We start from the raw sequence: 19,769 nt of genomic DNA on the forward strand, positions 1-19,769 counted from the left end.
GGGACAGGTTAATCTGCACCAATGTGGTGCAAACGTACCTATCCCCGATACACCAAGACGGTGCAAAGCGGTCTGTCCCCAATGCCCCCAATTACTTGGAGAGCTTGTCGACGACGCGTTCGATCTCGGCGAGCTTGGCGGCTTTGAGGTCTTCGTCGCCCGATTCGATTGCCGAAGTCACGCAGCCCTCGATATGCGCCTTGAGCACGTCGGCGTTAATGCGCGCGAGGAGCGCCTGCGTGGCCATGAGCTGCGTGGAAATATCGACGCAATAGCGGTCCTCATCGACCATCCGCAAGATGCCGTCGATCTGGCCGCGTGCCGTCTTGAGCATGCGGGTCACCGATTTATGGTCTGCCATCATGGCGGGTCCTCGTTTCTGGTCGATCTTTCGGATATCCCTGTCAGTTGCGGTGAAATACGGACCGTTTAAAGGCCTAGGGCGGCACAACAGTCCGTATTTCACCGCAACTTCTGAGGATTGAGTAGGCAGCGTCTGCTACGCGGCAGTTACGGACAGGGCGTGGAATTTCTCGCCGGCGCCCTCGACGGCGGCGGCGAGCTGCTCGGCGGTCACGGTGTCGGCACACTCCACCTGGACGGTCTGGGTCTCGTGATCGGCATCGGCGTCGGTCACGCCGGCCACGTTGAGTAGCGCCGTCTCGACAGTAGCATCGCAGTGGCCGCACATAAGGCCGGAAGTCTTGATTGTGAATCGCATGGGTATTCCTCTCTGTTGTGTCGGCTTTCCCAGGCACCCGATCTTGACCTTCAAACCGTCGCTCGCGTACCAAAGTACGCGTCGCTCCTCTTTCAGGCCAATCTCGGGCACCTGGAAAACCCGTTCTAAATGGACTTAATGGTGAGCCTATTTTGCCACTTTAGGCTTAAAGGATTTTAGGCGCAGCGCATTGCTTACGACGCAGACGCTCGACAGGCTCATGGCGGCGGCGCCGAACATCGGTGAGAGCTGCCATCCGGTGAGCGGGAAGAACACGCCCGCCGCCAGCGGAATGCCGATGCCGTTGTAGAACAGCGCCCAGAACAGGTCCTGCTTGATGTTGCGGATCGTGGCGCGCGAAAGCTCGATGGCGCGGGCGACGTCCATGAGGTCGCTGCGCATGAGTACCACGTCGGCGCCCTCCTTGGCGATGTCTGCGCCGGTGCCGATGGCAAGGCCCACGTCGGCGCGCGCCAGGGCGGGGGAGTCGTTGATGCCGTCGCCCACCATGGCGACCTTGCCGCCTGCATCCTGCAGCTCGCGCACGTGGCGCTCCTTGTCGGCAGGAAGCACGTCGGCGATGACCTGCTCGCTACTCAGTCCCACGCGGCGGGCGATCGCTTCGGCGGTGACGCGGTTGTCGCCGGTGAGCATGCGCACGTCGACGCCGAGCTTGCGGAGCGCGGCGATGGCCTCGGCGCTCGTCTCCTTGACCTTGTCAGCCACGGCAATGGTGCCGGCAAGCTCGCTGTTCTTGGCAAAGAACAGCGGCGTCTTGCCTTCGGCGGCAAATTGCTCGGCAAGGCCGGCGGGCACCTTCGCGCCCAGCTCGTCCATCAGGCGTACGTTGCCGGCGGCGATGACATTCTGTCCCTCGCGCGCCGTCACGCCACGACCGGGCACGGCGGCAAAGTCCTCGACCGTGCGCGCGACGATCCCGCGTGTCTCGCACTCGGCCATAATCGCCTCGGCCAGCGGGTGCTCGCTTGAGCGCTCCAGCGCGGCGGCCAGCTTGAGCAGCGCCTTTTCGCTCATGGCGGACGAGCCGTCAGCGCGCGTGGCTACCACGATATCGGTCACGGCGGGCTTGCCGCGGGTGACCGTGCCCGTCTTATCGAGCACCACCGTGCCCACGCTGCGCAGGTTCTCCAGCGCCTCGGCGCTCTTAAACAGAATGCCCATCTCGGCGCCCTTGCCGGTGCCAACCATAATGGCGACGGGCGTGGCCAGGCCCAGCGCGCACGGACAACTGATCACCAGCACAGCCACGGCGGAGGTAAGCGCTTCGTTGATGCTTCCGGTCAGCACCATCCACGCCACAAAAGTTACGGCAGAGATTACAAACACCACGGGCACGAACACGCCGGCGACCTTGTCGGCCAGGCGGGCGATAGGCGCCTTGGTGGCGTTGGCGTCCTCGACGAGCTGGATAATCTTGGCGAGCGATGTCTCGGCGCCCACACGCGTGGCGCGGAAGGTAAACGAACCGGTGCGGTTGACGGTGGCGGCGTTGACGGTGTCGCCGGCGGTCTTTTCCACGGGGATGGACTCGCCGGTGAGCGCGCTCTCGTCCACGGCCGAGCTGCCTTCGAGCACCACGCCATCGACGGGGATGGACTCTCCGGGGCGCACGCGCAGGACCTGGCCGGGAAGGATGCTGTCGACGTCGACGGTGGTCTCGCTGCCGTCCTCTGCCACGACGGTCGCGGTCTTGGGCGCTAGGTCGATCAGCGCCTCGATGGCGCCGCCGGTTTTGGACTTGCTGCGCGTCTCGAGGTATTTGCCTACGGTGACGAGCGACAGGATCGTGCCTGCGCTCTCAAAATACAGGTTGTCCATGCTCGTCATCATGGCCTCGTGGATCTGACCCGCGGCTAACTGGTCGGCCATGATGAACATGGCGTAGAGCGACCAGGCAATGGAAGCGGTGGCGCCCACGGCAATAAGGGCGTCCATGGTGGGCGCGCCGTGCGCGAGCGATTTAAACCCGTTGATAAAGTACGCGTCGTTGACATAGACGATGGGGATGAGCAGGACGAGCTCGATGAGGGCGAGCGTCATGCTATGGGTGTGATCGGTGAAAATGTCAGGCAGCGGCCAACCAAGCATGTGCCCCATGCCTATGTAGAACAGTGGGATGAGGAAGACAATCGAGACGATGAGACGAGTGCGCATGACAGAGGCGGCGGCCTCCAATTTTTTGGTGGGCGACTCCATGTGGGCGACGCCGGACCTGGCTTGCGTGCTGCCGTTTGAGCCGGCGGCACCGGTGCCCGCATCGACGGGTGAGGCCGAGTAACCCGCGCGGTCGACGGCGGTGCAGATATCGTCGGGGGAGACCTGCGCGGGGTCATAGTCGACCATCATGGAACCGGCGAGCAGGTTGACCGCGACGCTTTGGACGCCGTCGAGCTTGCTCACGGCACGGTCTACGTGCGCCTGGCAGGCGGCGCATGTCATGCCACCCACGTCGAACTTATCTTGAGCCATGGCTTCTCCTTTCTGTGGTTCGGTGTTGGAATTGTTAACCTGCCGATACTATACACCCATACCCCCTGGGGGTGTCCAGTACAGAAAGAAATGTATGACATCTCGCTGCAGATGAGGGTAGTTGGTTTACCGATGGACCGTCCCAATCAATCATCTCAATCTGTAACATCTGGATCGGTTTTTGAACCATAGCTGTTACGGATCAAGATAAACAGTTGGCAGGAAACTCAATGTCTCAATCTGTAACATCTAGCAGGGAAATATGACCTCTAACTGTTACAGATCAAGACATAGAAATCGGCCGAAAACTAACGTCTCGATCTGTAACAACTAGACCCCGTTTTGCCGAGTAACTGTTACAGATCAAGACAAACCATTCGAGGGTAACCCGAACGTCTCGATCTGTAACAGTAAGATCGATGTTTGGGTCCTAGTTGTTACAGATCAAGACAATCTCGGAACAGATGCTCCGGGCATACAATGTAAAACGCCGGGGCGCCCGCGTGATGGGCGCCCCGGCGCATGCTGGGCAGGGTTTGCGAAGCGGTGGGAGGGAGGAGAAGCCGTCCTCCCGAAATCCTTACTCCTGACGACGCTTCTTGTCAGTCAGGAAGACGCCGGCGGCTACGAGCACGACACCTCCGATGACAAACGTCTCACCGGCGAGCGCAGCATTGTCGCCTGTGGTGGGAAGTGCCGAGTTGGCGGCCGTCTTGGCGTTGCCGGCAGACGGCTTTCCAGTAACCGGCTTAGCGGCAGCCTGCGTGATCTTGGCCTGCTCGGCCTTCGCCGCCTCTTGCTCTTGGCGGGCGATCTCGTCCTTCAGGGCTTGCTCGGCGGCTACGCGTTTTGCCTTCGCCTCGTTGTAGCCGTTGAGAGCCGCGGTGTAGGCGGGCGTCGCAGCATCAAGGTCTGCCTGAGCGGCATCAAGTGCGGCCTTTGCGTTATGTTCTGCCTGCTTGGCGGCGACGCACTTGGCAAAGAGGGCATTGAGCGTATCGTTCGCGTTTGCGTCAGAGCCAGTAGCAATGCCGTTTTCGACGTTGATGGACTTGAGCTTTCCGAGAGTAGCAGCAGCGGCGTCCGATGCGGCCTGAGAATTCTCGACCGCCTGCTCGGCGTTCGCGATGGCATCATTTGCCGTGCTAAGGGCGACTCCGGCATCGGTAACTGCTGCGTCGGCCTCCTTCTTGGCCGCCTCGGCGGTGGCAAGATTATCGGCTGCATTGCTCAGGGCGTCGGCACGGGCCTTCTTTGAAGCAAAGTCGTTTTTCGCCGTGGTCAGATCGCTCGCAGCGTGCTCCGCGGTCGCCGCCTTGGCCTCGGCGTTGTCCTTCGCGGTGTCGAGGGCCTGCTTCTTGGCAGCCTCGTCGAGCTTCGCCTTTTCGAGAGCGCTCTGGGCAGACGTCTGGGCTGCCGTGGCTTCATCAAGCGCCTGATGGGCCTCGTCAGCTTTCTCCCGAGCCGCAGCAACATCGGCTGAATACTTGGCAAGTTCCTTCTTTGCATCTTGCAGAGCCTGCTGCTTTACGAGAGTCTCTGCCTTGGCGTCATCAACCTTCTTCTGACTCTGAGCGGCTTGCTCTTTCGATGCCTTAAGCTCGGCGCGCTTCTGGTTGACGACCTGCTCTGCGGTCGCCACGTTGCTTTGGGCGGCTTTGACCTGGTCTTCGGCTTCGGCAACTTTTCCGTTTGCCTTGGCGAGGTTCTGCTTTGCTAGGGCAACAGCGGCGGCGGCACTTGCTACGCTGTCGTTCTTGGCGGCAAGGTCGCTATTCGCGGCAACAATGCCTTCCTGCTTTTGAGCGACGAGGGTTTCAGCTGCCTTTACGGCATCGGCTTTCGATGCCGCTGTGCTGCGCTTTTGCTCAAGGTCCGTCTTTGCGGCGGCGAGCTTTTCGCTGGCTTTGGAGAGGCTCAGCTGATACTGATCAAAGAGATTCTCGAGTTCATCGATCGAGTATTCTTTTTCGTACGAACCGTAATTGTTGTCGATCTCCAAGACGAACACATACGGCCAAAGGGTTCCGCGCGAGTTGATGCCGTATCCCATGGTTTTGGCGTTAGGTTGTACGATATTCAAATAATGGCCGACGGTGCCAAAGTCTGCCCCTTGCTTTTCGAATTCGGTTTTGTGGCTCCAGAAAGTATCCCAAGCATCTTTGGGGGCAACGTTGCCAAGGCCGGCTTTCGCTGCAGCCTCGTCAAATATCTCCTTTTCATCATCGACCCATTGGTGCGCGATGTTTTCTTTAGTACTGAAGTTCCAAGCGGCATTTTCACAATTGGCGTAATCTGAGTGACCTAGCGTTTTGTCAGAGTAATTGGAGTCGGATTGAGCGATTGCCATTTGCTCGGCCGTCACCCTAAGCTCGCTCAATCCAACGCTTGCACGGTATTCGTTAATCTCGCGCAGCTTGTTAAACGATAGCTTGGCGTTGTCGAGTGACGTGCCGTCTTTTTTATCGCCAATAGTCGTCGGGTTTTTATCGCTCTGCCTATAGATGATGTTTGCAGCGTCGTTGGCACCGATGAACTGGTAGAAGCCGATGACGCTCTGCGCCTCCGCTGTCGTTGCCTTATCGGTTGCTGCCTTGCACGTATCGTATGCTTTCTGTGCATCGACAACGGCTTGATCGGCGGCCGCCTGGTTTGCCTTGGCAGTTTCGAGCGCCTTGTCTGCCTGCTCCTTCTCGGCTTTTGCCTGGTCGACTTGTTTCTGAGCGGCCATTGCCTTCTCCAGTTCGGCAGCATATGCCTGCTTTGCCGAGGTCAACTCCGATTGCGCCGCATCGGCTTTCGTCTGGGCTGCCGTTACATCATGTTCGGCTGCTGCGACTGTCTGCTTCTTGGCTTCGAGCTCGCTTTCGGCGCCGGTGAGGGCGTTCCGCTTGGATGCAACGTCGCTATTTGCCTTAGAAAGGCCTGCTTCGGCAGTCGCCTGCTGCTGTTTCGCCTGGTCGAGTGCGCTTTGGGCAGCATCGACCTTTGCCTGGGCGGCGTCATACTCCGGGCCCTCGGCGCCTGCCTTTGCGGCCGCCAAATCGGCTTGTGCGCTGTCGTACGCTGTCTGTGCCGCGACTACCTTACCATCCGCGGCGTTCTTTTTCTGCTGAGCGGAAGCCAGCGTGCCTGCCGCTTCGTCGTAAGCGTTCTGCGCGGCGCTCTGAGCCTGCTGGGCATCGGCGAGCGCGGAATCGGCAGTGGCCTTCGCAGCCTTTGCTTGATCCAGAGCGGCCTGCGCATCTGCGGCAGCCTGCTTGGCGACCTTGATTTCCTCCGGCGTTGCGTTGGCGGCTGCCTTCTGGGCTGCCTCGAGCTTGACCTGCGCATCAGCTGCCGCCTGCTTTGCGGCATCAAGGACCTTCGACTTGTTCTCGGCGTCGGTCTTGGCTGCATCGAGCTTTCCCTGGGCATCCTTCAGCGTGGCACTGGCGCTGTCGGCCGCCTTGACGCTTTCATCGAGCTGGCGAGCATATTCGGCGCGCGCGGCGGCCTCTGCCTGCGAATTATCGGAGACGGAGACGTCATAGGCGCTTTGTGCGTTGTCGCGTGCCGCCTGCTTTTCGGTATAGGGGGCAGCCACCGTGTCGTAGTCGGATTTGGCGTCTGCCTCGGCAGCCTTTGCGGCGTCGATCGCAGCCTGCAAGTCGGCAATCTTCTGGGCGTCTGCCTTTACTGCGGAGCCTGCCGCCTCGCCGGCGTGGACAGCAAACGGGGACATGATCGCGTCCTGTGCCGTGGTATCACTCACATCGTTGGCAAATGCCGAGAACGGCGCGAGCAGCGACGAGCCGGTCATAGCGATGGTAGTTGCCGCGGTGACGGCGAGTCGTGTTGCCTTGTGGCCCGAGAATGTGGGGCGAGGCTTGGCGCCGCCTGAGACTTCCGAGTGTTTAGGTGCGTACTTTGTCATTTCTTCTCCCAATCGTTGAAGGGGTACCTACGACAATTCGTACGTTACGACCGTCGACAGGGCTCCTGTTGCGCAACATTGGCAAGGAAACATCGACGCACTTGAGTCACATTTATGAGGTGGAGTTCTCGGCAAGCTAATGTCTCGATCTGTAACATCTAGCACCAAATATGACCTCTAACTGTTACAGATCGAGACGGACCGTCCGCGGTCAACTCAAATGTCTTGATCTGTAACATCTAGAGAGGTTTTTAACCCCTTACTGTTACAGATTGAGATGTTGTCTCGCGGGGCTAGGGTTTTGTCTTGTTCTTTAACATCTAGACCTGTATCTGCCGAGCTGGTGTTACAGATCGAGACAATTGCCGGGGAGGGGTCTCGTCATGGCAAGACGCCCGCCGCTTAGATGCAGAATCCGGGGATCACGCAGGTTCGCTTGTTTGGCTTTTCCGCAGGCGTTGCGTACGTAAAGACGTCGCCGTCGTGTCCCACGCGGTTCATATAGAGTGTGCCTTCGCTCTCTGATGTGTCGGGACTCGCCGTTCGTTCCCACCAACAGGTGTCCTTGCCCTTCCACTGGCGAACCAACGTCTCGTTCGTGGTATACGGACTTACCTTGAGCTCGCGGAAGAGTTGGTACTCTTTGCCCTCGCCGTTATAGATGTCGGCCAGGTAGTGAAAGCCCTCGGCAAACGAATCGGGCGGTTGCGTACCGCACAGCTCGACCATGGCGGGCAGCCAAAGGGTTGCGGGCAACTCGCTCAGGCACGATGCGCTTCTGGCGGCGCCAACGTTATTCGAGATCTTTTTGACAGATTTGATGAGTGCGCGCAACTCGTTGGGCAGCAGCTTAAGGCCGTCGTTATCGAGCCATCCCCGCAGCTCGCAATCTGCCCAGCCGGCGCTCGGCGGTTCAGCCGCAGCGTTGCGCTCGGCAATACCCGCGTCGAACATAAACGTCAGCCCGGCCTTGCCCGTCCCGTCCAGAAGCTCATCGTGGCGGATGCCCACAAGCTGCGCGCCAACCTGCAGTCCGTTGGTGAGCGTGACACGCTTGGTGCACGGATAGGGGATATGCCCATCAGCGTCGAGCAGGTGGTAGCGCTTGGCAATCTCGCGTGCCTCGCTACGGGTCTCGGCGGCCTTAATCTTGAGCGAAATCTCCTGCAGCTGGTCCCAAGTGTAGTCGTCAAGCGAACCGCGGATGCCGTCCAGGTAGTCGGGGATGCCAAAGCCATGGGTTGCCGCGCCAACGACGCCGAGCCCCGCAACGACCGCAACGACGCCGCCGATAATAAAGCGACGGCGGGTCATGGCGTCGTGCCGGGCCTGCTCCAAGATCTCTCGCGCGCTCGCCGGCGACGTCGACCTTAAGGTGCGTGCCAGAATCGATATCAATTGCGGCCTCGTCTCCTGCACCCTCGCGGTCCTCAGATTCTGCAGCGGGGAGGTATGTCGAGAGCACCTCGAGCATCTGCTGCTCGGTAGGGCGATCGCCCTGTTCGACCGAAATGCCTTTCATGATGATCTGGACAAGCGCCTTGTCGCCCTCGCAGCGCGGCTCGAGCGGTGCCGGTTTGGTCTTGGTCTTTATGAGGTAGAACGAGCCGGTTGCCGCGGCACCCGTCGACTCGACATCGAACGGCTTGCGACCGCTGTAGAGCTGGTACAGAATGCTCGAAAGCGCATAGACGTCGATCACGGGCGAGCGGCGAAGGGCCGCGATGCCTTCGATATCCTGCGTGAGCATTTCGGGCGCGGCATATGCGGGTGTGGCAAAACGCCAAATGTCGGCACGTCGGGTGATTGTGTCGTCGCCGAGTGCCATGGTCGCGGAGCCCATGTCGATGAGGCAGGGGTCAAAGGAGCAATCGGCAATCTGCTGCTCGAGCGTTCGGCTGGTGGTGCGGAACATGATATTGGCAGGCGACAGGTCGCGATGGATGACCGGATTCACGAGGCCTTGGGTCATCAAGAGCGCGCGAAGTACGGCGTTTCCGACGGCGGCGACCATCTGGGTGGTCAGCCCGCCCGAGGCGTCGTGCGGAAGCAAGGGCAGCGCCTGCTTGAGCGAGGTGCCCTCGACCCACTCCATGAGGATAAGCGGGTCGTCCTCGCACGATCCGTAGCCATAGACGCGCGGAAATCCGCGCAGGTGCGAGACGGTACACAGATGACGATACTCCTCGAACAGCGCGGCGGTGTTGGCCAGGTGAGCGGCCGATTGCTCGGCGGAGCGGTCGGGGGCTTGGCCGGAAAGGATGGCGTTGTCCTTGAGCAGCTTGACGGCAAAGACCTCGCCGCTCGTGTTGGTCGCGCGCAGCACGTGCCCGATATTGCCGCCGTCGCGGTATGCCGTCTGAAGAATAAGCGTCATAAACCGGCGCTTGGCGTCGTCCTCGGCACTGGGGTCGACTGCCACGGCGGTATCGAACGTGTCGAGACGGATGAGTTTGTCGCCATAGGCGCTATCGGTAGTATCCATGGCGTTCCTTTGTCTGGCATGGGTTGCCGCGCGTATACGCGGGCAGTGCGGATATCGGTAAAGTACCATGATAGCCGCACTGCCCACGTATACCGCTGAGTATTGTCGGTTACGACGCAGAAGGTAGAAGACGAAAGACGGACGGCGACCGTCTTTCGATCGCCGTCCGCGCTAGTCCACAATGACAAGGAATGTCGTGTAGAGACCCAGATGGAGCCTGTCGCTGTTTTCGATTTCCACCGGGGGATAGATCTTGCCGGGCTCGCGTTGGTCGCGCGGCGGCTCAATCACAATATCGCCGTCGCCCGCACCCGATTCGAGCACTATGCCGTTGGTCGATCCAAGGCCCTGGGCGTACCAGTGCTCACCCTCAAGCCAAATGCGAAGATGCTCGCGTGATGCGTCGGCGCCCACATCGGTGATGCTGGGCGAGGTTTTGGGCAAAGAACCAATCACGGTGCCGCGCGGATCGCGTGTGAGGGGATGGATTTGCATGTCGACGCAGTTGTCGGCATGTGTCCTGAGCAGACCGAGGTTGGGGGCGACGGTGCGTGGCTGCTCCAGGCTGCCCATAAAGCCACGTCCGACGGTAGTTTCGGTGGTGCCAAAGTGCCCGCCCGTCTTGCTGTCGCAAAAGCGCTCGACGGTGGCCACGCCTTGAACGGGATCGGCAAGTGCACCCGTTGCCACAAAGAGCATCAAGAAGAGCGTGCTTTTCTCGCGCACGGCATTGCCGTCAAAGTTGTCGATGCGATTGAGGGCATTTGCATATAGGCGGCTGTCCAGTTTGTAGCTGGCGAGAGCCGACATCATTTCGTTGGCGGCCGGACCGCGATAGTGCTCGGCGATTGCCCGATAGGCGGACTCGCCGCCGCCGAGCTTGCTGCAGATTGCCGAGGAAAGGTTGAGCGTGGTGACGGTAAAGTCGCTGTAGATGGAGGGCGCGCACTGGTCAGGCTTGCGATGGACGATGTAACGGGTGAGATACGAGCGGTTGGAAGAGCATTTCTCGAGCAGGGTACTGCCGAGATAAGAGTTTCCATTGATGAGCATTCGGGCGATCTCGAGATGTTTAAGACCGCCGAACGAGCGAATATCGTTATAGAGGACCGAGCAAGGCGTCTCTGCTGCCACGGATACCTCCTTTGATTGCTTCCTAGCCAATATGGCGATAGGAATTAATGGCCCCCGGTGGGCGACGTATTAAATGGCTGCGCAATATATAGCGTAACCAAAGCAACATTATAGGCCACATGTTCGAAATTGCAGGAAGACTGAGAGATTTGGTTTGGACTGGACGGAAATCCCCCTCTGTCTTGATCTATAACAATTAGGACCGATTTTACTCGGTAACTGTTACAGATTGAGACGTTTGTGAACCGTGTCGACCGTTTGTCTCGATCTGTAACACGTAGAGGAAGATTTGCCCTGTAGATGTTACAGATTGAGACAATCGGCCGGGCCCACCTCGGGCCCGCCGCGTCCGCCTCGTCATCTGTGGTTTACGTGGGGGCATGCGAAGCGCGGGTATACTAACCGGCGGCGAATCTGCTCCATCGCTTAGGGCCGCTGCGTCTGGACGGCGCGTGATAGGGCTGCCAAAGCGATCGCCAGCGTGCTGAGCAACGTCCTCTCTGTGCGCACCTGTTTTGTATGTATTAGCGCACTACCAAGCACGCCCCGCGCGGCTGCATGCCGTGCCCATAACGCGTGCAGATAAGGAACAACAACATATGCGTAATTCTGTATCCGACGTCACGGACGCCGAGATTCTGGACGAGACCCGCGAGGCCATGACCCAGGCTGCCTTCGATGCTGCCGACGAGGCCAATGCTGCCCAGGCCGTCGAGTCCGCGACCGAGAACCTGCCCGCCTTTGACGAGCTGGGACTTTCGGACGAGATACTTCGTGCTATCGAGAACCTGGGCTACACGGCGCCGACGCCCGTGCAGGCCGGCTCGATCCCCGTGGTGCTCGAAGGCCGCGACCTGCTTGCCGCCGCTCAGACCGGCACCGGCAAGACGGCCGCCTTTTTGCTGCCGACCATGAACAATCTGGAGCACATCGCTCCGCCCAAGCCTGTGCGCGAGCGCAGCGGCCGCAACCGCCGTCGCGGCGCTAAAAAGCCCGAGGGCAACGGCCGCGGCCCCGTGATGCTCGTCATCACCCCCACGCGCGAGCTTGCCCAGCAGATCGACGAGGTCGCGAGCAAGATCGCCGACGTCACCGGTCATGTCGCCGTGACCGTCGTGGGCGGCGTGAGCTACAAGCCGCAGACCGCTGCCCTCAAGTACGGCTGCGACATCCTAGTCGCCACGCCGGGCCGTCTGGTCGATCTGATCGAGCAGGGCGCCTGCCACCTGGACGAGGTCAAGGTGCTGGTGCTCGACGAGGCCGACCGCATGCTCGACATGGGCTTTTTGCCCGCCGTCCGCCGCATTGTGCGCGAGACGCCGGCCGAGCGCCAGACGCTGCTGTTCTCGGCGACGCTCGACGAGGAGGCCGTGGGCGAGATCACCGACCTGGTGAGCGACCCGGCCCGCGTGGAGATCGCGCCTGCCACGTCGACCGCCGACACCGTCGATCAGTTTGTGTTCCCGGTGTCCATCGAGGCAAAGAACAACCTGCTGCCCGAGTTCCTCAAAAAGGAGGGCCCGGAGCGCACCATCGTCTTTATGCGCACCAAGCGCCGCGCCGACAGCTGCTGCCGTCGTCTGGAGCGTAAGGGCATCAAGGCCGCCGCGATTCACGGCAACCGCAGCCAGGCCCAGCGCGAGCGTGCCCTTTCGGCCTTCCGCGACGGCACCGTCGACGTGCTGGTGGCAACCGACGTGCTTGCCCGCGGCATCGACATTAGCGACGTGCGCTACGTCGTGAACTTTGACGTGCCGGCCGAGCCGACCGACTATATTCACCGCATTGGCCGTACGGGCCGCGCCGGCGAGCTGGGGTGGGCCATCACGTTTGTGACCGAGCAGGACGTGGACGAGTTCTACGAGATCGAGAAGCTCATGGACAAGACGGCCGACATCTACGAGGCCGGTGACCTGCATGTGGGTCCCAACCCGCCCGCGGTTGATCCCGAGCGCGACCCTGCGGCCTTTAAGGTGAAGAAGAAGACCAAGCGCGGCAAGTCCAAGAGCAAGAAGAAACTCGAGCAAGCGCGTCGCGACGGCAAGCGCAACGGCGACGATTACGGCGACGTGGCTGGTCGTTCCAACCGCGGTCGCGACGAGCGCCGCGGCGACGGCGAGCGTCCGAGCCGTCCCAAGCGCGGCGGCAAGACCCGCGTGCGCGAGGGCGTTCAGGCTCGCGTGGATGAGGCCGTTGAGAGCGTGGCCCGCGAGGTGGCTGCCGAGGAGCGCGGCGGTGCTGCTGCCGTCAAGCAGGCCCCGCGCGGCAACCGTGCCGAGCGCCGTGCCAAGCAGTTCCAGGGCGAGGCGCATCGCCGTCGCCGCGAGGACGAGGACCGTGGTGGCCGTCGTCGTGTTGAGCGCGAGGACGAGGGCCGCGGTTCGCGCGGCGGCAAGCGCGGCTCGGGTGACCGTCGTCGTTCCGGTCGCAATGACGAGCGCAGTGGCCGTGGCGGCGAAGGCCGTGGTTCGCGTGACGAGCGCGGCGTCCGTGGCGGCGAGCGTCGCGAGGGTGCTCGTGGCAACGGTGGCCGCAGCGGCGCCGGTCGTTCGAATGAGTCGCGCGATCGTCGCGACCCGCGTGCCAGCCGCGATCGTCGCGATGATTGGCGCAACTACGACGACACCCGCGAGGAGCGCCGTGGCGGCTACCGCGGCGGGCGTGGTGACAACCAGGCCGGTTCCCGCGGCGGTCGCGCCGGCGGTCGCGATAACCGTGGCAGCTATGGTAACAATCGTGGCGGCAATCGCGGCGGCAGCTCCCGTCGTCCCGGCGACGGCGGCGGCAAGCGCAGATAACATACGCATCGCACGCTAGCGTGAGACAAACAAAAGGGCCCGAGCAAACAACGCTCGGGCCCTTTTGTTTACCGTGTCCATCGCTAATCCAAACGTGATTTTCTCGGGAATGCATCTGGGGGATGCCGAGGACCTATTTTCTGTCATGCGGCAATGGGTCCCATGGGGTGCGTCGTGCATTTTTGGAGTATTCAGCAGCTCTAGTTGGTTGCATACGATTCGGTATTGCCAACGGCGGCCTTCGGATATCCCTAGCGAGCGTTCCGAGTCAGATTTCGCCGTTTTCCGGAGCAGGGGCGCGTCATTCTCGCCATGTCGGGACTTAGAATGATACGGCGCCCTACAGTTTTGCCCACCCGCGGCGGTGCTGGCGCGGTCACGTTGCAGAATACTCCGTTTTTTGCACGGGCCAGGATGGGGTACCTCAGGAGAACACGGCGGTATCCCGTAAATATATACAATCTGTACCGTAATTAATACAAAACGAAGAGGCAGACAGCGTAGGGTGGGTGCATTGGGGTGTTTGGTGCACCAAAACGGGGATCCCACGTACCGTATACTCTGGCTGGATGTGAAAACGGCTTGACGCGTCGCCAGGCGTAGGGGGAGGGTGCCTCGATGGACGTATTCGAAATTGTGTTTAGTCCGACGGGTGGAACGCGGAAGGTGTCTGGCCTTGTGGCCGGGGCGCTGGACAAAAATACCGTTACCGTCGATCTGACCGATAGCGGGCTAGATTTCAGCGCCGTCTCGATGACTGAGGACGACGTGGCCGTAATCTCTGTGCCGGCGTATGCCGGTAGAATCCCGGCTGTGGTGGCTGACCGGTTGGGCATAGTGCGCGGCAACGGGGCTCGGACTGTTTTGGTTTGTGTATACGGAAACCGCGCGTTTGAGGACACGCTCGTAGAGTTGGAGGACGTTGCGAAGCGCGCCGGATTTAGGGTGGTCGCAGCGGTTTCTGCTATTGCTGAGCATTCCGTTGCTCGTCAGTTTGCTGCTGGGCGACCGGATGCGCAGGATGCGGCGCAGCTCGCAGAGTTTGCGCAGCAAATTCAGCAGAAGCTGTTGGCTGAGGATGCATCCGAGCCCTCTATTCCCGGCAATCGTCCTTATAAACAAGCTGGAGGTCACCGCATGGCACCCGAGGCAACAGAGGATTGCGTCTCCTGCGGTGCATGCGCCGCGGCGTGCCCCGTTTGCGCTATCGACAAGGGCGACCCCAAGCGAGCAGCTGACGAGGCGTGTATCTCCTGCATGCGCTGTATCGCCGTATGTCCGCGAGGCGCTCGCAAGCTTGATCCCAACAAGCTATCCGCTGTTTCCCAGATGCTGAGCAAGGTTTGCGTCGTGCGGAAGGAATGCGAACTCTTCATCTAGCGCATACGAAATTGGTGCAATGGGGCCAGAGCAAGGAGTGTCCCTGGGTGCCGGCAGAAAAGGAACGTCCCCAAGTGCCGCTTAAATACCGTTTATCGAAGAAAAAATACCGCTCACCGGTCATAATGATTGTTCTGGCTTTGGGCTTGTCTACAATAGCTCCCGTAAAAAGAAATGCGGAAGGTTACCGAGTCCCTCGGACGTGGGCCTAACCAAAGTCTTTGAACGGATGTGTCTCTATGGACGCATTCGCTTGATTTTGGTTGGGCTATATTTATGAAGGGACATGCCACCATGGGTTTCTTTTCTCGCCTGATGGGCGGTTCGGATGAGCAGAAGACTGCAACTTCCGAGTTCGAAATCCTCGCTCCCGTTTCCGGCGAGCTTGTTCATCTGGAAAAAACCAATGACCCCGCTTTTAGCAGCCGTGCCGTGGGCGATGGCGTTGCCGTGGTTCCCCAAGAGGGAACGGTGTGCGCTCCTGTCTCCGGTACCGTCGCGGCGCTGTTCCCGACCGAGCACGCGCTGGGTATCATGTCCGACGACAGCTCTGCTCAGGTGATGCTGCATATCGGAATCGACACTGTTAAACTTGAGGGCAAGGGCTTCCATGCGCTTGTTGCTCAGGGTGACCATGTCGACGCGGGCCAGCCCCTCGTCGAGGTCGATTTCGACGCGGTCCGCGCCGCCGGCTTCGATCCCACGGTCTTCGTTATCGTGTGCGAGCGTTCGGAGAACTCGACTCTTCGTGAGCACGCTTCCGGCCCTGTTGCTGTTAAAGAGCCTGTCGTCTGGCTTTCCGAGTAAATTCTTGTGGTGGGTACCGTGGTTATCAAGCGAGTTTTCAACAACAACGTCGCAATGGTCACTTCGGACGATGGCCCTGAGCTCATCGTCATCGGTCGAGGCCTCTGCTTTGGCCGTCATGCCGGCGATGCCATCGACGAGGCATCGGTCGAAAAGACCTACGCGTTGCAGGAGGGAACTTCTCAGGATTCGCGTACGATTGACCGCTTGGCACATCTTTTAGAGTCCATCCCCACCGTCAACCTCGTGATTTCCGAGGACATCGTTCAGATGCTTCGTCGAGAGCTCAATGTTGATATCAACGACAAGATTCTCATTGCTCTCGCAGACCATATCAGCCTTGCTTTGGAGCGCGAGCGCAAGGGCGTCCCCTGCGAGAATCCGTTGCTGCTCGAGATCCAGCAGTTCTATCGCAAGGAGTATGCGCTTGCGGGCCGTGCGCTGCAGATTGTCAAGGAGTATATGGGCATCCAGATGAGCGAAGAAGAGCAGGGTTTTATTACGCTGCATATCGTCAACGCCACCATGCCGCAACGCTCCGACCGTCTCATCATCTCGGTCCAGCTTGTTCGCGACGTGCTCACGATTGTTTCCGAGCGCTATGCTACGACCCTCGATGACACCTCGCTGCCCTATGAGCGTTTCGTTCGTCACCTGCAGTTTTTCGCACAGCGAGCGCTCGATCCTGCGGCCGGGCAAATCAATGGCGACGCGCTGTTCCGAATCGATGAAACGGCGTATCCGTGCGCATTCTCGTGCGCGGACGCCATAGCTGCCCACTTGTCGTCTACCTATAACGTTGTCGTTACCGATGCCGAGAAGAGTTATCTCGCATATCACATTGTTAACCTGCTTGGAGAACCTGGTCTCTAGGCATAACGTGCCCACACATCGATTGATATAAGGCAGGGCTCACGGTCTTGTCTAGGGCACATCTGTCTTAATTTGCGGAAAAGGAAGGGGAGTACCGCTATGACCGCAAAAAAGAAGTTCAATTTCAAAGCGCCGTTGGAGGTGTTCGCGAAGTCAATCGTCCAGCCGATGATGTATCTCTCGGTTGCCGGCATTCTGCTCATCGTGGGCATTATTCTGACCAACAAGACCATTTGCGCCTTGATCCCCGTACTGGGCTCCGGTCCGTTCCAGCTTGTGGGCACCGTTGTCTATCAGTCGCTGATGTTTATCATCAACAACCTCTCGATTCTGTTCTGCGTGGGCATCGCCGGCGCCATGGCAAAGAAGAACAAGGGCCATGCTTCGCTGATTGCCCTGATGTCGTTCTTCCTGTTCCTGCAGGCTAACAACATCGTGCTCAACGCCACCGGCTCTCTTGCCGAAGCGAGCGGCATGCTCGGTCTTACCGGAACCGGCCAGAGCACCGTTATGGGCATTCAGGTGCTCGATACCGGCGTGTTTGGCGGCATCATTCTTGGTTGCATCACCGGTGCCGTGTTCAACAAGTACTCGAACAAGCAGTTCCCCATTGCCCTTTCGATGTTCTCGGGCGTTCGTTTTCCGTTCCTGATCATGATTATCATTTCCTGGATCATGGGTGCTGGCTTCTGCATCGTTTGGCCTCCGGTTCAGGGTGCCATCTCCTCCGTTGCCGGCATCATTAAGGAGTCGGGCAACATCGGTCTGTTTATCTACGGCATGCTCAACAAGCTGCTCGTTCCTACCGGTCTGCATCACCTCATCTACACCCCGTTCCAGTTCTCCGATGTGGGCGGCACCCTGACGCTGGGCGATCAGGTTATCGCCGGCGCCTATCCCATCCGTGTTGCCGAGATGGCAATGACGGGCCAGCCCTTCTCCGATAGCACCTATTTCAACAGCTACACCTTCAACAACCTGTGGCCCTACATCGGTATCGGTCTCGCCTTTATCTTCACCGCTTACAAGGGGAACAAGGATAAGACCAAGGCCGTTATCATCCCGCTGATCATCACCGCCGTGCTCTCCTGTGTCACCGAGCCCATGGACTTCCTCTTTGTCTTTGCCGCTCCCGTGCTCTTTGTTGTTCACTCGGTTCTTTCCGGTATCTTCCTGGTCCTGCTCAAGGTCCTCTCCGTGCCCGCTTCGACTGCAGGCGGCATCATCAACATCGTGGTTTCCAACCTGGTCCTTGGTGTCGATAAGACCAACTGGCCGATGATGCTCGTGCTCGGAGTCGTCAACGCCGCTCTGTACTTCTTCCTCTTCACCTTCCTTATTAAGAAGCTCAACCTCCACACGCCTGGCCGCGAGGAGGAGTCCGAGCTCGCCGAGTCCGTTGCCGAGGGCGAGGCCGCCGCGTCTGTCGCGGTGAAGCAGGGCGCTGTTGCCGCAGCTCCCGCAGAGGGCGTCGATGCAGGTATTGCCGACCTGGTCGCAGGTCTTGGCGGCAAGGACAACATCGAGGAGCTCGAGAACTGCTTTACACGTCTTCGCGTGAACGTTAAGAACCCGGACCTCATCGATGAGAACCTCATCAACCACGTGCCCAACAGCGGCATCAACCGCAACGGCAACAATATCCAGATCATCTTTGGCATGAAGGTCGCCGAGATGCGCGACAAGGTCGAAAACGCAATTGAGAAGGAGCAGTAAACAATGATCATTACTCTGTGTGGTGGCGGATCCACCTTTACCCCTGGCATCGTCAAGTCCATCGCTCTGCGCAAGGACGAGCTCGACGTTGACGAGATTCGTCTGTACGACATCAACGAGGAGCGCCAGCGCAAGATCGGCGTGCTCGTGGACTGGATTCTGCACGAGGACCTCGGCCTGGACATCAAGCTCACGGTGACCACCGACAAGGAGACGGCTTTTACCGACGCGAGCTTCGTGTTTGCCCAGATGCGCGTGGGCGGCTACGCCATGCGCGAGCAGGACGAGAAGATTCCGCTGCGCCATGGCTGCGTGGGCCAGGAGACCTGCGGTTGCGGCGGCCTTGCCTACGGCATGCGCACCATCTTCCCCATGGTCGAGCTGATCGATGACGTCGAGAAGTACGCCAAGAAGGACTACTGGATTCTCAACTACTCCAACCCTGCTGCCATCGTCTCCGAGGGCTGCCGTGTGTTGCGTCCCAACGCTCGCATCATCAACATCTGCGACATGCCGATCGCGATCATCGACGTGGTTTGCGCCGCACTCGATATCGACAAGAAGGATGTCGAGTACGATTACTTTGGCCTCAACCACTTTGGCTGGTTCACCTCGATTCGCCACAAGGGCGAGGAGGTGCTCCCGCAGCTGCGCGAGTACATCAAGGAGCACGAGATTCTGCTGCCCGATTCGTACCTCAAGGGCATGGGCTCGCTGATGCCCAAGAAGCCCGAGGAGGCCACTGACGAGCACCCCGAGCAGAACCGCCACACCAAGGGCAGCTGGTACTACGTCTGGAAGGGCGAGTACGAGATCATGGAGTGCTTCCCGGAGTACCTGCCCAACACGTATCTGAACTACTACCTGCAGCAGAAGGAGTTCGTCGAGCATTCCAACCCCGAGCGCACCCGTGCTAACGAGGTTGAGGAGACACGCGAGAAGAACCTCTTCGACGGCATCGACCACTACGAGAAGACTGGCGAGATCGACGAGAGCACGTTCTATGCGGGCAGCCACGGCGACTGGATTGCCGACCTGGCTATTGCTCTGAAGAACGATACCAAGCAGCGCTTCCTGGTCATCTGCGAGAACAAGGGCGCTATCCCCAACATGCCCTACGACGCTATGGTCGAGCTGCCTGCCTACATTGGCAAGAATGGCCCCGAGGTCATCAGCCGCGACAACATTCCGCTGTTCCAGCAGGGTCTTATGATGCAGCAGCTGAACTCCGAGAAGCTCGTGGTCGAGGCCACGATCGAGGGTTCGTACGAGAAGGCACTCAAGGCCTTTACGCTCAACAAGACCGTGCCGTCGATGAAGGTCGCCAAGGAAGTTCTCGACGACATGATCGAGGCCAACAAGGGTTACTGGCCCGAGCTTAAGTAAAAGCAACAGGGTCGCTGACCGCATACCTAGAGCAATGCCCCGTCCACGTGATTGCGTGGACGG

At 59.8% G+C, this 19,769-nt stretch carries 13 protein-coding genes; 6 read left to right on the top strand and 7 right to left on the bottom strand.

The window, feature by feature from the left end; all coding sequences use genetic code 11:
- Positions 1-91 precede the first annotated feature (91 nt).
- The 7 genes from GT571_RS07210 to GT571_RS07235 all read right to left on the bottom strand — a co-directional run bounded on the left by GT571_RS07210 (position 92) and on the right by GT571_RS07235 (position 10,746).
- Positions 92-361 (bottom strand): metal-sensing transcriptional repressor, encoded by a 270-nt coding sequence (locus GT571_RS07210; protein ID WP_229066831.1) that lies wholly within the window; start codon positions 359-361, stop codon positions 92-94.
- A gap of 138 nt (positions 362-499) precedes the next feature.
- Positions 500-721, bottom strand: coding sequence for a heavy-metal-associated domain-containing protein (locus tag GT571_RS07215; RefSeq protein WP_055251893.1), 222 nt, complete (start codon positions 719-721; stop codon positions 500-502).
- Between the two features lie 147 nt (positions 722-868).
- The gene (locus tag GT571_RS07220) at positions 869-3,211 is read right to left on the bottom strand and encodes a heavy metal translocating P-type ATPase (protein ID WP_161156337.1); all 2,343 of its coding nucleotides are present in this window, start codon (positions 3,209-3,211) and stop codon (positions 869-871) included.
- 580 nt (positions 3,212-3,791) lie between these two features.
- The gene (locus tag GT571_RS07225) at positions 3,792-7,127 is read right to left on the bottom strand and encodes a CAP domain-containing protein (protein ID WP_161156339.1); all 3,336 of its coding nucleotides are present in this window, start codon (positions 7,125-7,127) and stop codon (positions 3,792-3,794) included.
- Positions 7,128-7,529: 402 nt separating this feature from the next.
- On the bottom strand, positions 7,530-8,081 hold the full coding sequence (locus GT571_RS10100; protein WP_240136175.1) for a DUF6273 domain-containing protein: 552 nt from the start codon (positions 8,079-8,081) through the stop codon (positions 7,530-7,532).
- Between the two features lie 235 nt (positions 8,082-8,316).
- The gene (locus tag GT571_RS07230) at positions 8,317-9,612 is read right to left on the bottom strand and encodes a protein kinase domain-containing protein (protein WP_161156341.1); all 1,296 of its coding nucleotides are present in this window, start codon (positions 9,610-9,612) and stop codon (positions 8,317-8,319) included.
- Positions 9,613-9,783: 171 nt separating this feature from the next.
- Complete coding sequence (locus GT571_RS07235; RefSeq protein WP_161156343.1) at positions 9,784-10,746, bottom strand: FHA domain-containing protein; 963 nt, start codon at positions 10,744-10,746, stop codon at positions 9,784-9,786.
- A 599-nt stretch (positions 10,747-11,345) separates the two neighbouring features.
- Between GT571_RS07235 and GT571_RS07240 the strand changes: the two genes are divergently transcribed.
- From GT571_RS07240 to GT571_RS07265, 6 genes are all read left to right on the top strand, one after another.
- Positions 11,346-13,544, top strand: coding sequence for a DEAD/DEAH box helicase (locus GT571_RS07240; RefSeq protein WP_192934665.1), 2,199 nt, complete (start codon positions 11,346-11,348; stop codon positions 13,542-13,544).
- 618 nt (positions 13,545-14,162) lie between these two features.
- On the top strand, positions 14,163-14,924 hold the full coding sequence (locus GT571_RS07245; protein ID WP_161156345.1) for a 4Fe-4S binding protein: 762 nt from the start codon (positions 14,163-14,165) through the stop codon (positions 14,922-14,924).
- Between the two features lie 294 nt (positions 14,925-15,218).
- Entirely contained in the window at positions 15,219-15,731 is a 513-nt protein-coding gene (locus GT571_RS07250; protein ID WP_158563755.1) for a PTS sugar transporter subunit IIA, read from the top strand.
- An 18-nt stretch (positions 15,732-15,749) separates the two neighbouring features.
- Positions 15,750-16,604 (top strand): PRD domain-containing protein, encoded by an 855-nt coding sequence (locus GT571_RS10220; protein WP_161156347.1) that lies wholly within the window; start codon positions 15,750-15,752, stop codon positions 16,602-16,604.
- Positions 16,605-16,703: 99 nt separating this feature from the next.
- Complete coding sequence (locus GT571_RS07260) at positions 16,704-18,320, top strand: PTS transporter subunit EIIC (RefSeq protein WP_124786033.1); 1,617 nt, start codon at positions 16,704-16,706, stop codon at positions 18,318-18,320.
- A 3-nt stretch (positions 18,321-18,323) separates the two neighbouring features.
- Complete coding sequence (locus GT571_RS07265; RefSeq protein ID WP_161156349.1) at positions 18,324-19,706, top strand: 6-phospho-alpha-glucosidase; 1,383 nt, start codon at positions 18,324-18,326, stop codon at positions 19,704-19,706.
- Positions 19,707-19,769 lie beyond the last annotated feature (63 nt).

This window comes from Collinsella aerofaciens (genome assembly GCF_009876115.1).
In the GTDB taxonomy this organism is placed as follows: Bacteria; Actinomycetota; Coriobacteriia; order Coriobacteriales; family Coriobacteriaceae; genus Collinsella; species Collinsella aerofaciens_N.